The organism is Kitasatospora sp. NPDC001225 (assembly GCF_053597855.1).
In genome coordinates this window covers 1-11,561 of the sequence record NZ_JBSFJC010000190.1, presented here as the reverse complement: position 1 = coordinate 11,561, position 11,561 = coordinate 1, and the positions used below count along the sequence as shown (strand labels likewise).

At 74.5% G+C, this 11,561-nt stretch carries 9 protein-coding genes and 1 pseudogene; 9 read left to right on the top strand and 1 reads right to left on the bottom strand.

The window, feature by feature from the left end; all coding sequences use genetic code 11:
* Nucleotides 1–121: 121 nt before the first annotated feature.
* Entirely contained in the window at nucleotides 122–1,066 is a 945-nt protein-coding gene (locus ACWDCZ_RS36220; protein WP_449818104.1) for a ferritin-like domain-containing protein, read from the bottom strand.
* A 284-nt stretch (nucleotides 1,067–1,350) separates the two neighbouring features.
* On the opposite strand from ACWDCZ_RS36220, the gene rimP reads away from it, so the two are divergent.
* The 9 genes and pseudogenes from rimP to ACWDCZ_RS36175 all read left to right on the top strand — a co-directional run.
* The gene (rimP, locus tag ACWDCZ_RS36215) at nucleotides 1,351–1,887 is read left to right on the top strand and encodes a ribosome maturation factor RimP (RefSeq protein ID WP_074006402.1); all 537 of its coding nucleotides are present in this window, start codon (nucleotides 1,351–1,353) and stop codon (nucleotides 1,885–1,887) included.
* A gap of 55 nt (nucleotides 1,888–1,942) precedes the next feature.
* Nucleotides 1,943–2,944: a transcription termination factor NusA gene (gene nusA / locus ACWDCZ_RS36210; protein ID WP_049659751.1), complete on the top strand. Its 1,002-nt coding sequence runs from the start codon at nucleotides 1,943–1,945 to the stop codon at nucleotides 2,942–2,944.
* Between the two features lie 76 nt (nucleotides 2,945–3,020).
* Nucleotides 3,021–3,314 (top strand): YlxR family protein, encoded by a 294-nt coding sequence (locus tag ACWDCZ_RS36205; RefSeq protein WP_074006403.1) that lies wholly within the window; start codon nucleotides 3,021–3,023, stop codon nucleotides 3,312–3,314.
* A gap of 229 nt (nucleotides 3,315–3,543) precedes the next feature.
* Entirely contained in the window at nucleotides 3,544–6,681 is a 3,138-nt protein-coding gene (gene infB, locus ACWDCZ_RS36200; protein ID WP_449818103.1) for a translation initiation factor IF-2, read from the top strand.
* Between the two features lie 148 nt (nucleotides 6,682–6,829).
* Entirely contained in the window at nucleotides 6,830–7,126 is a 297-nt protein-coding gene (locus ACWDCZ_RS36195) for a DUF503 domain-containing protein (RefSeq protein WP_030289887.1), read from the top strand.
* A gap of 153 nt (nucleotides 7,127–7,279) precedes the next feature.
* Nucleotides 7,280–7,720 (top strand): 30S ribosome-binding factor RbfA, encoded by a 441-nt coding sequence (rbfA, locus tag ACWDCZ_RS36190; RefSeq protein WP_049658664.1) that lies wholly within the window; start codon nucleotides 7,280–7,282, stop codon nucleotides 7,718–7,720.
* Nucleotides 7,721–7,722: 2 nt separating this feature from the next.
* Complete coding sequence (locus tag ACWDCZ_RS36185; protein WP_079272940.1) at nucleotides 7,723–8,826, top strand: DHH family phosphoesterase; 1,104 nt, start codon at nucleotides 7,723–7,725, stop codon at nucleotides 8,824–8,826.
* Nucleotides 8,827–8,861: 35 nt separating this feature from the next.
* Entirely contained in the window at nucleotides 8,862–9,791 is a 930-nt protein-coding gene (gene truB, locus ACWDCZ_RS36180; RefSeq protein ID WP_049658666.1) for a tRNA pseudouridine(55) synthase TruB, read from the top strand.
* A 190-nt stretch (nucleotides 9,792–9,981) separates the two neighbouring features.
* Nucleotides 9,982–11,561 (top strand): annotated as a pseudogene (locus tag ACWDCZ_RS36175) (serine protease); the annotation flags it as partial.

The following is an 11,561-nucleotide window of genomic DNA, read 5'->3' as shown; positions in this document are numbered from 1 at the left end:
GGGGCGGGTGGGTGGGGGTGGGGGAGGTGGCCGCGGAGAGGGAGGTGGGGGGCTGAGGGGGCGGGCGCGTGGGCGGGGCGTTGCCCGGCGCGCCCGCTGAGGGGGGTGCCAGAAGGGGGTGTCAGGTGGGGATGCCCGGGAGGGCGGGGGTGGGGGCGCCCCAGGTGTGGGCGCGGAGGGTGGCTTCGCGGAGGGCGGTGGCGGCGAAGGGGCGGTAGGGGGTGGGGAGGGTGAGGAGCAGGTCGGCGTAGGTGGTGGTCAGGCGGGTTTCCAGGTGGACGGCGAGTTTGGCGGCGTCGGTGGGGGAGGCGACGGGGAAGGGGAGCTGGTAGCCGGCGGCGGCGGGGGTGGGGGCGGCGGTGACGGAGGTGAGGAGGCGTTGCCAGGCGTCGCGTTGGGCCTGGTGGGCGGCGTGGGTGGTGCGGGCGGCGGTGCGCTGGGGGTCGTCGGGGAGGTGGGCGCCGACCACGCCGTAGCCGTAGACGGCGGCGTGTTCGGCGCTGAGGGCGGCTTGGAGGGCGGGGACGGCGGCGTTGGCGTCGGCGGCGCGTTCGGTGGTGGTGCTGCCGGCGGTGGTGGTGCCGTCGGGGGTTTTGACGGGGGTCTGGTCGCCGAGGGCCGCGGCGTGCAGGGCGTTGCCGGCGGAGACGGAGGCGAGCAGGCGGGCGAGGGGTGGGCTGACCTCGTCGAGGCCCTGGAGGTGGGACTCGGCGGTGCGGTGCTCCATGAGGGCCAGCTCGGGGAGGGTGGGGAGGGCGCGGGACGGGGTGCCGGTGGGGGAGGGGCTCGCGCTCGGCAGGCCCTGGGCGAGGGCGGCGCGGTGCCGGGCGGTGTCGTCGCGCAGCGGTTGGAGCAGGGCGGTCTGGGCGCCCGGGGCGGTGAGCAGGTTGTCGTAGGCGCCGAGCAGGAGGTCGGTGTCGGCGATCGCGCGCAGGCGGGCCGGGGTGTCGAGGTCGCGGGGTGGGGTGGGGCCGGCCGGGTGGGCGCCGTGGGGGTCGGCGGTGCAGGCGGTGAGGGTGGTGAGCAGTCCGAGGGCCAGGAAGGTCCGTCGGCTGGGCGGCTGCATCGGGATCACTCCGGGCGGGTACGGGAGGACGGCCTCCCCGCCTGCCCTCGTTGGCGTGAATGATTACAGAATCCCCACGTTCCCGGGTGCGGTTCGGGGATGCCGTGCCGGGTGTGAGCTTGCTCGCAGTGGGTGGCGTGGGCGTGGTCGGCGGAGGTCCGGAATCGGTGGTTGGGGGCTTGACCGGATAGGCTTTGGGCCGAGCTGCCGTGACCCGGTGTGGCACACCGGGGGCGCGGGGCGACCTTCTGACAACAGCAGACGCGGCCGAGGAGTCCACCCGGATGAGCACCACCCACACCGACCGGCTGCGAGCGTTGCTGGAGCCGCTGGCCGAGCAGGCCGGACTGGATCTGGAGGACGTCAGGGTCACCCGGGCGGGCAGCCGTCGGCAGGTGCAGATCGACGTCGACACCGACGGCGGCGTGGACATGGACGCCATCGCCGAGTTCAGCCGGGTGGTCGGTGAGGCCCTGGACGAGTCGGACCTGATGGGGGACGACGCGTACCTGCTGGAGGTCGGCTCGCCGGGTGCGGAGCGTCCGCTGGTCCTGCCCCGGCACTGGCAGCGCGCCGAGGGTCGGCTGGCCAAGATCCACCTGGAGGACGGCGGGGAGATCGTCGCCCGGGTGCTGGAGGCCGACGAGGACGGCGCACTGGTCGAGGTGCAGCCGGTGAAGGGACGCGGCCGTCCGAAGGAGCGCCGTCTGGCGTACGCGGAGGTGGCCCGGGCGCGCGTCCAGGTCGAGTTCAACCGCAAGGACGACGAGCTCCTGGACGAGGCCGCGGACTTCGACGAGGGGGAGGACGGCGCCGAGTGAACCCCCGGTGCCGTACGACCATGACGAACGTGACGAAAGACGAGGAGGCGTAGCCGTGGACATCGACATGAGTGCCCTGCGCACGCTGGTCAACGAGAAGAACATCCCCTTCGACCTGCTGGTCGAGTCCATCGAGTCCGCCCTCCTCACCGCGTACCACCGCACCGAGGGCTCGCGCCGGCGGGCCCGGGTGAACCTGGACCGCAAGAGCGGCCACGTCACCGTGTGGGCGATGGAGGACCCGGCGGAGCTGGACGAGGGCGTCGAGCCGAAGGAGTTCGACGACACCCCGAGCGGCTTCGGCCGGATCGCGTCCAGCATCGGCATCCAGGTGATGATGCAGCGCCTGCGCGACGCCGCGGACGACCAGACCTTCGGCGAGTACGCGGGCAAGGAGGGCGACATCGTCACCGGTGTCGTCCAGCAGGGCAACGACCCGAAGAACGTGCTGGTCGACATCGGCAAGCTGGAGGCCATCCTGCCGCCGCAGGAGCAGGTCCCGGGCGAGGACTACCGGCACGGCACCCGCCTGAAGTGCTACGTGGTGGCCGTGCGCCGCGGCGTGCGCGGGGCCTCGGTGACGCTGTCGCGCACCCACCCCAGCCTGGTGAAGAAGCTGTTCGCGCTGGAGGTCCCGGAGATCGCGGACGGCAGCGTGGAGATCGCGGCGATCGCCCGTGAGGCCGGCCACCGGACCAAGATCGCGGTCTGGTCGCGCCGCCAGGGCCTGAACGCCAAGGGCGCCTGCATCGGCCCGATGGGCTCCCGGGTGCGCGCCGTGATGGGCGAGCTGCACGGCGAGAAGATCGACATCGTCGACTGGTCCGAGGACCCCCGGGAGATGGTGGCCGCCGCCCTGTCGCCCGCACGGGTGACCAGCGTGGAGATCGTGGACGCCGCCCAGCGTTCCGCCCGGGTGATCGTGCCGGACTACCAGCTGTCGCTGGCGATCGGCAAGGAGGGGCAGAACGCCCGCCTGGCCGCGCGCCTGACCGGGTGGCGGATCGACATCCGGCCGGACACCGAGGTCCCCGCCGAGGAATCGCAGGCCCGGTAATCATCGTTGTCGTGTGCGCCCCTGCCGGTCCTCCGGGATCGGCGGGGCGGCGCCATGTCGCTTCGGAGGGGTAGACTTGCCTTCGTCTGGCCGGACGCATGTCCGAGCACGCCCGGAACGCACCTGCGTGGGCTGCCGCAAGCGAGCGGCCAAGCACCAGCTGTTGCGTGTCACGGCGGTCGAGGGCGAGTGCGTCCCTGATCCCCGCGGCGCACTCCCGGGCCGGGGAGCTCACCTGCACCCCGATCCGGCCTGCCTCGACCTCGCGGTCCGCCGTCGGGCGTTCCCCCGGGCCTTCCGGCTCCAGGGCGCGCTCGACACCGAGCGGCTCCGCGGGTTCATCGGGGAGCTGGTGGGCGGAGCCCCCTAGCCGGGCGGCCTCCCGCGACACTCGCCGCTCGCGCGGCGGAGAACCACCGCAACAAGCACAGCGCTCGGGCAGCCGCGCGCCGTGCCACCAGTCAGGTACCTCGCGATGTGGAAGTAGGTCGAGATTGCGATGAGCTCTCGATGAGTACGCGATGAGTACGCGATGGGTACGCCCATGAAGTAGCGACAGTCCGGCGGACGAGACCCCCGGACTCATAGACAGGAGTGAAGTGGCTAAGGTCCGGGTTTATGAACTCGCCAAGGAGCTTGGCTTGGAGAGCAAGGCCGTCATGGCCAAGCTCACCGAGCTCGGCGAGTTCGTCCGTTCGGCGTCCTCGACGATCGAGGCGCCGGTCGTACGCAAGTTGACTGACGCGCTTGGTGTGGCCCCCACCGGTGGTGGTTCCGCTGCCAAGCCGGGCCCGCGGAAGCCCGCGGCGCCCTCCCCCGCGGCCGGCTCGGGTGCCCCGAAGCCGGGCGCTCCGACCCCGGGTCCGCGCCCCAGCGCGACCCCTGGTCCCCGTCCGACCCCGGCTGCCGCCGCGCCTTCCGCGCCGGCTGCCGCCCCTGCGGCCCCCGCGGCCGGAGCGGGTGCCCCGAAGCCGGGCGCGCCGACTCCGGGCCCGCGTCCGGCCGCGCGTCCCGCCGCTCCGGCGGCTCCGGCCGCGCCCGCGGCCGAGTTCTCCTCGCCGGCTCCGGCCGAGGCCCCGCGTCCCGCCGCCCAGGCCCCGCGCCCGAGTGGCGGCCAGGCCTCCGGCGGTGCCCGTCCGGGCCCGCGTCCGGCCGGTCCGCGTCCGGGCAACAACCCGTTCACCTCGGGTAGCGCCACCGGCATGGGCCGCCCCGGCGACCGCCGTCAGGGTGGTCAGGGCGGTGCTCCGCGTCCGGGTGGTGCCCAGGGTGGCGACCGTCCGCGTCCGGGCGGCGACCGTCCGCGTCCCGCCGGTGCCCCGGGTGCCGGTGCGCCGCGTCCCGGTGGCGACCGTCCGCGTCCCGCCGGTGCCCCGGGTGCCGGTGCGCCGCGTCCGGGTGGCGCTCCGCGTCCGGGTGCTCCGGGTGCCGGTGCCCCCCGTCCGGGTGGCGCCCCGCGTCCCGACGGCATGCCGCGTCCGGCCGGTCCGCGCCCCGGCGCGCCGTCCCCGTCCGGCATGCCGCGCCCGAACCCGGGCATGATGCCGCAGCGTCCGGCCGGCCCGCGTCCGGGCCCCGGTGGCCGTGGTCCGGGTGGCCCCGGCGGCCGTCCGGGTGGTCCGGGCGGCGCCGGCGGTGCCCGTCCCGGCTTCCAGGGTCGTCCGGCCGGTCCGGGCTCGCGTCCGGCCGGTGGCGGCGGCTTCGGCGGTCCGCGTCCGGGTGGCGGCGCCCCCGGTGGTGGCGGCGGTTTCGGCCCCCGTCCCGGCGGCTTCGGCGGTCGTCCCGGTGGCCCGGGTGCCCGTGGTGGCACGCAGGGTGCCTTCGGTCGTGGCCCGGGCGGTCGCCCGGCTCGCGGTCGCAAGTCGAAGCGGGCGAAGCGCCAGGAGTACGAGGCCATGCAGGCCCCGTCCGTCGGCGGTGTGATGCTCCCTCGCGGCAACGGCCAGACCGTTCGCCTGTCGAGCGGCGCCTCGCTGATGGACTTCGCGGAGAAGATCAACGCCAACCCGGCCGCGCTCGTCTCCGTCATGTTCAACCTCGGTGAGATGGTCACCGCGACCCAGTCGGTCTCCGACGCGACCCTCGAGCTGCTGGCCGGCGAGATGGGCTTCCAGCTGGAGATCGTCAGCCGGGACGACGAGGACCGCGAGCTGCTGGAGTCGTTCGACATCGACTTCGGTGCCAACGAGGGCGACGAGGACCAGCTGGCCCCGCGCCCGCCGGTCGTCACCGTCATGGGTCACGTCGACCACGGTAAGACCCGCCTGCTGGACGCGATCCGCAAGTCCAACGTGGTGGCCGGCGAGGCCGGTGGCATCACCCAGCACATCGGTGCCTACCAGGTGGCGACGATGGTGAACGGCGAAGAGCGCCCGATCACCTTCCTCGACACCCCGGGTCACGAGGCGTTCTCCGCCATGCGTGCCCGTGGTGCCAAGTCCACCGACATCGCGATCCTGGTGGTCGCGGCCAACGACGGTGTCATGCCGCAGACGGTCGAGGCGCTGAACCACGCCAAGGCCGCGGGTGTGCCGATCGTGGTCGCCGTCAACAAGATCGACGTCGAGGGCGCCGACCCGACCAAGGTCCGCGGTCAGCTGACCGAGTTCGGTCTGGTGGCCGAGGAGTACGGCGGCGACACCATGTTCGTCGACATCTCCGCGCGCCAGGGCCTGAACATCGACCAGCTGCTGGAGGCCGTGGTCCTGACCGCGGACGCCTCGCTGGACCTGCGGGCCAACCCCGAGCAGGACGCGCAGGGTATTGCGATCGAAGCCCACCTGGACAAGGGCCGCGGCGCCATGGCGACCGTCCTGGTCCAGCGCGGTACCCTCCGCGTCGGTGACTCGATCGTCGTGGGCGACGCCTACGGCCGCGTCCGCGCCATGCTGGACGAGAACGGCAACAACCTCGCCGAGGCGGGCCCGTCCCGTCCGGTGCTGCTGCTCGGTCTGACCTCGGTGCCCCGCGCCGGCGACAGCTTCATCGTCGTCGACGAGGACCGCACCGCCCGTCAGATCGCCGAGAAGCGCTCGGCCCGCGACCGCAACGCCGCCTTCGCGCAGCGTCGGGTCCGGGTGTCCCTGGAGGACCTGGACAAGGCCATCGCCGCCGGCTCCATCGAGCAGCTCAACCTCATCATCAAGGGTGACGTCTCCGGTTCGGTCGAGGCCCTCGAGGACGCCCTCGTCAAGCTGGACGTGGGCGAGGAGGTCGAGCTCCGGGTCCTGCACCGCGGTGTGGGTGCCATCACCGAGTCCGACGTGGACCTGGCGATGGGCTCGGACGCCATCATCATCGGCTTCAACGTGCGCGCCGAAGGCCGTGCGCGCGCCGCGGCCGACAAGGAAGGCGTGGACGTCCGGTACTACTCGGTCATCTACCAGGCGATCGAGGAGATCGAGAACGCCCTCAAGGGCATGCTCAAGCCGGAGTACGAGGAGGTGCGCCTCGGCGCCGCGGAGATCCGCGAGGTCTTCCGCTCCTCCAAGTTCGGCAACATCGCCGGTGTCCTGGTCCGCGACGGCATCATCCGCCGCAACGCCAAGGCCCGCCTCATCCGCGACGGCAAGGTCGTGGCGGAGAGCCTCACCATCGAGGGTCTGCGCCGCTTCAAGGACGACGCGACCGAGGTCCGCGAGGGCTTCGAGGCCGGTGTCACCCTGGGGTCGTTCAACGACATCAAGGTCGAGGACATCATCGAGACCTACGAGATGCGCGAGAAGCCGCGCGCCTAGTCGGTGTCAGCCGGGGCCGGTCGACGGGTGGTATTTCCGTCGACCGGCCCCGGTCTCGCTGTGTAGGGTCCGGGGTAGTCACACAGTGGCGCCAGCCCGTTTCCGGGCTGCTCCCCGAGGCCTTCCAGGTCGGCGAGACCTGTCATACATGTTCGTGGGAACACTCACCTTCGACCTGCTGCTGGGCGACGTCCACTCGCTCAAGGAGAAGCGTTCGATCGTGCGGCCCATCGTGGCCGAACTGCAGCGCAAGTACAGCGTGTGCGCTGCCGAGACCGGGAACCAGGACCTGCACCGCCGGGCCGAGATCGGCCTCGCGGTGGTCTCCGGCGAAGCCGGGTACGTCACCGAGGTCCTGGACAGCTGTGAGCGGTTGGTCGCCGGCCGCCCCGAGGTACAGCTCCTCTCCGCGAGGCGGCGGTACCACAACGACGACGACGAATGAGGACCGTGGAGCCGGCCGACGGAAGTCGCCGTTCTCACACGGATCAGGACCGAGAGCGCCCGCAAGGCCGGGCGCGGGCCGGTACTTTGGGGCGTGGGCCCCGACGGGTGCGCAGTTCTCCCGGGTACCGGGCCCATTGCACGAGGAGGCAACGTGACCGACACCGCTAGGGCGCGCAAGCTCGCCGACCGCATCCAGGTGGTCGTCGCCCAGACCCTGGAGCGGCGGATCAAGGACCCCCGACTGGGGTTCGTGACCATCACCGACACCCGGGTGACCGGGGACCTGCGCGAGGCCACCGTCTTCTACACCGTCTTCGGTGACGAGACCGAGCGCGAGGCCACCGCGGCCGCGCTGGAGAGCGCCAAGGGCGTGATCCGCTCCGAGGTCGGCAAGATCGGGGTGCGCTTCACCCCGACGCTGACCTTCGTCGCGGACGCGCTGCCGGACAACGCCCGGAACATCGACGACCTGCTCGACCGGGCCCGCAACTCGGACGCCGCCGTGCGCACCCGGGCCGCGGGGGCGAGCTACGCCGGCGAGGCGGACCCGTACCGGGTTCCGGCGGCCGAGCGTGACGACGAGGACGAGTAGTCATGGCGGGTGAGCCGGCGCAGGCCGCCTCGCGAGCCGGATCGACCACGGGGGCGTCCTCCACCAGCACGGTGGAGGGTGCCCTCGTGGCGCTTCCGGGCCCGCGCGCCGAGGAGAGCGGGTTCGAGCTGCTCTGGCAGCAGGTGGTGGCGGAGATCGGGCGGGCCCGTTCGATCGACCTGATCTGCCACATCTGCCCGGACGGCGACGCGCTGGGCTCCTCGCTGGCGGCGGCGCTGGCGCTGCGGGCGCTCGGCAAGCAGGTGCGGGTCTCCTTCGGCGACGACCCGCAGGTCGTGCCCGAGTCGCTGGCCTTCCTGCCCGGCCAGGAGCTGATCGTGCCGGCTGTCGAGGTGCCGGACGTGCCGGAACTGGTGCTCTGCTTCGACGTGGCCGCGGAGAGCAGGCTCGGCCTGCTGCACGCCAAGGCCTTCGCCGCGCCCGTCCTGGTGGTGCTCGACCACCACGCCTCCAACCCGGGCTTCGGCACCCACCAGCTGATCGACCCGACCGCGCCGGCCACCGCCGTGCTGGTCGACGAACTGCTGCGCCGGCTCGGCGTGGAGCTGGACCAGGAGCTGGCCACCTGCCTCTACACCGGTGTCGCCACCGACACCGGTTCGTTCAAGTACCGGGCCACCACGCCCGCCACCCACGAGCTGGCCGCCCGGCTGCTGGCTACCGGCATCCGGCACGACCTGATCGCCCGGCAGCTGTGGGACACCTCCTCCTTCGGCTATCTCAAGGTGCTCGCGGGCGCGCTCGACCGGGCCGTCTACGAGCCGGAGGCGGCGGACGGGCTGGGCCTGGTGTGGACCTGGGTGCCGTACCAGGACCTCGCGCTGTTCAGCGTCACGGTCGAGGAGATCGAGGGGCTGATCGACATCCTGCGCCGCCCGGCCGAGGCCGAGGTGGCGCTGGTGCTCAAGCAGGACCCGGACGGCACGCTGCGCGGCTCCTCGCGTTCCAAGGGCGCGGTGGACGTCGCCGCGGCCTGTGCCGAACTGGGCGGCGGGGGGCACGTCTTCGCGGCCGGATTCAGCGTCCGGCAGGACGTGGCCGCGGTGGTCGAGCGGTTCCGGGGCGCCCTGCGACCGGTACGTTGATCATCTCTGCTGTTGTTGTTGAGAGAAAGAACCCGATGAAGCGCAAAGGCACCGGCCCGGACGGCCTGGTGATCGTCGACAAGCCTGAGGGCATCACGTCGCACGGGGTCGTCGCCAAGCTGCGGTGGCTGGCCGGGACCCGGAAGGTCGGGCACGCCGGCACCCTGGACCCGATGGCCACCGGCGTCCTGGTGATCGGCGTCGAGCGGGCCACCCGGCTGCTCGGCCACCTGATGCTCACCGCCAAGACCTACGAGGCGACCATCCGGCTCGGCCAGACCACCGTCACGGACGACCGCGAGGGCGAGGTCACCGCCTCGGCCCCGGCCGACGCCGTCACCCGGGAGGCGATCGACGCCGGGATCGCGGCGCTCACCGGCGAGATCATGCAGGTGCCGTCCAAGGTCAGCGCGATCAAGATCGACGGCAAGCGCTCGTACGCGCGGGTGCGCGAGGGCGAGGACTTCGAGCTCGCGGCCCGGCCGACCACGATCCACTCCTTCACCGTGCACGGACAGCGCGCGGCGGTCGCCGAGGACGGCACGCCGGTGATCGACCTGGACGTCACCGTCGAGTGCTCCTCCGGCACCTACATCCGGGCGCTGGCCCGGGACCTGGGCGCCGGGCTGGGCGTCGGCGGGCACCTGACCGCGCTGCGGCGCACCAGGGTCGGGCCGTACGGGGTGGAGTCGGCGCGCACCCTGGAGCAGCTGGAGGCCGACGTCACCGGCGAGTCCGCCAAGGGTCTCGAGGTGCTGCCGATCGGCGAGGCCGCGGCGGCCGCCTTCCCGCGCTGGGACCTGGACGAGGCCTCGGCGGAGAAGCTGTCGCACGGCGCCCGGCTGAAGGCGCCCGGGATGGGCGTGGACGGGCCGATCGCGGTGTTCGGGCCGGACGGGCGCTTCCTCGCGCTGGTCGAGGAGAAGGGCGGGCAGGCGAAGCCGGTCGCGGTCTTCGTCGGCTGACGCCCCCGCTGTTCGGAGCCCCCGTCGGGAATCGTCCCGACGGGGGCTTCCCCGTTCCCGGACCCCCTTTCACCCGCACGAGGGAGCGCGCGGAGTGAACGCCCGTGGTGAGCGGCGCGGGCGCGGTCGGACCGCCTCCCGCGCGGGCAGGCTCCGGGCGGCGGGCGAGCGACGGTCGAGGGGGCATGGGATGCCGGGGTTTCTGGAGGGCGATCCGGGGCGGTACCTGCTGCGGATCCGCGACCTCAACGGGCGGCTGCACGGCTTAGGGTTCGTCGCCGACCCGCAGGGGGGCGTGCTGACGGCACACGAGAGCGTGGCCGGACTGGACCGGGTCGTCCTGCACACCCCCGGCGGGCAGACCAGGGTGCTCGGCCCGGACGCCGTGCTGCCGCTGCCCGGGCACGGGCTCGCCCTGCTGCGCACCGAGGCGGTCGGCGGGCTGCCGGTGCCGCCGCTGCCGCTGGCCGCCGTCGCGGCCGGGCACGAGGTGCTGCTGCCCGCGCTGGTGGGGGAGGACGGCCGGGTGGTCGCGCTGCGCTGCGGGCTGCTCGGGGTCACCGGCGCGGCGTACGGCGGGCACCGGCTGGGCGGGGTGCTGCTGCTGGACGTGCCGGTGGTCGGCGGGGTCGCGGTGCCGGCCGGCTCGCCGGTGCTGGACGCCCGCAGCGGGGCGGTGGTCGCCCTGGCCGCGCCCGCCCTGCGCGACCCCCGGCACGGCGGGGCGCTGCCGGCCGTGGCGGTGGGGGCGGGCCCCGCGGACGGGACGGCGGCCGCCGGGGTGCTGGCCGGGCTGCTGGCGAGCAACGCGGCGGCGGTGCCCGGCTACGGCCCGGCGCTCAACCTGGCCGGGGTGCTGCGGCTGACCGCCGCCCAGGTGACGGCCGCCGGTGCCGGGCCCGCCCGGGTGGCCGACCTGGCCGCCGACCGGGTGGACCGGCCGGACGGCCTCGCCGGGGACGAGCCGGCCGCGACCGTCACCGCGCTGGTCGGCGCCCCCGGCAGCGGACGCACCACCGAACTGGCCGCGCTGGCCGCCCGCCGGCACGGCGGCGCCCACCCGCTGCCCACCCTCTGGCTGCGCGGCGCCGACCTGCGGGCCGGGGACCGCTCGCTCGCCGAGCCGCTGGAGCGGGCGCTGGCCGCCGCCGCGGCCGGACTCGGCACCCCGGCGCCCGCGCCGGAGCCGGTGGCGGCGCTGTGCGCGGCGGCGGGCCGGCCGCTGCTGGTGGTCCTGGACGGCCCCGAGGAGGCCCCGCTGGCGGTGGACGCGCGCTGGCTGCGCGGCGCCGGCCAGTGGCTGACCGGCTGCGGCGCCCGGCTGGTCACCGCCTGCGGCGAGGAGCTCTGGGAGCGGCTCGCGGCCGAGACCTGGGGGAGCGGCACGCCCGGCCCCCGCCGTACCGCCGAACCGCACCCGGACGGCGACCTGGGCAGCGCCCCCACCGTACGGATGGACGGCCGCGGCCCGGACGGGCCGAGCCTGGCCGGGCAGCGGCTCGGCCCGCTGCCCCCCGAGGCGGCCGAGCGGGTGCGCCGCCGGTACGGGCTGCCGCCGGGCCACCCGGCCGCCGCCGGGGACGGCGGGCACCCGCTGGCCGTCCGGCTGGCCGGGGAGCTGTGGGCCCAGGGGCTGCGCGACGGGCCGGTGCGCCGCGGCGAGCTGTTCGACGCCTTCCTGGACCTGCGCTGCCTGCGGGTGGCCCAGCGGCTGGCCGAGGACGGCCGGCCGCGCCGCCCGGGCGCCCACCGCCGGGGCGCGGTGCGGCC

Excerpts from the sequence above, each read along its gene's own strand:
- ACWDCZ_RS36220 (WP_449818104.1), bottom strand. The coding sequence starts at position 1,066 with ATGCAGCCGCCCAGCCGACGGACCTTCCTGGCCCTCGGACTGCTCACC.
- rimP (WP_074006402.1), top strand. The coding sequence starts at position 1,351 with ATGAGCACCACCCACACCGACCGGCTGCGAGCGTTGCTGGAGCCGCTG.
- ACWDCZ_RS36195 (WP_030289887.1), top strand. The coding sequence starts at position 6,830 with ATGTTCGTGGGAACACTCACCTTCGACCTGCTGCTGGGCGACGTCCAC.
- ACWDCZ_RS36185 (WP_079272940.1), top strand. The coding sequence starts at position 7,723 with ATGGCGGGTGAGCCGGCGCAGGCCGCCTCGCGAGCCGGATCGACCACG.
- truB (WP_049658666.1), top strand. The coding sequence starts at position 8,862 with ATGAAGCGCAAAGGCACCGGCCCGGACGGCCTGGTGATCGTCGACAAG.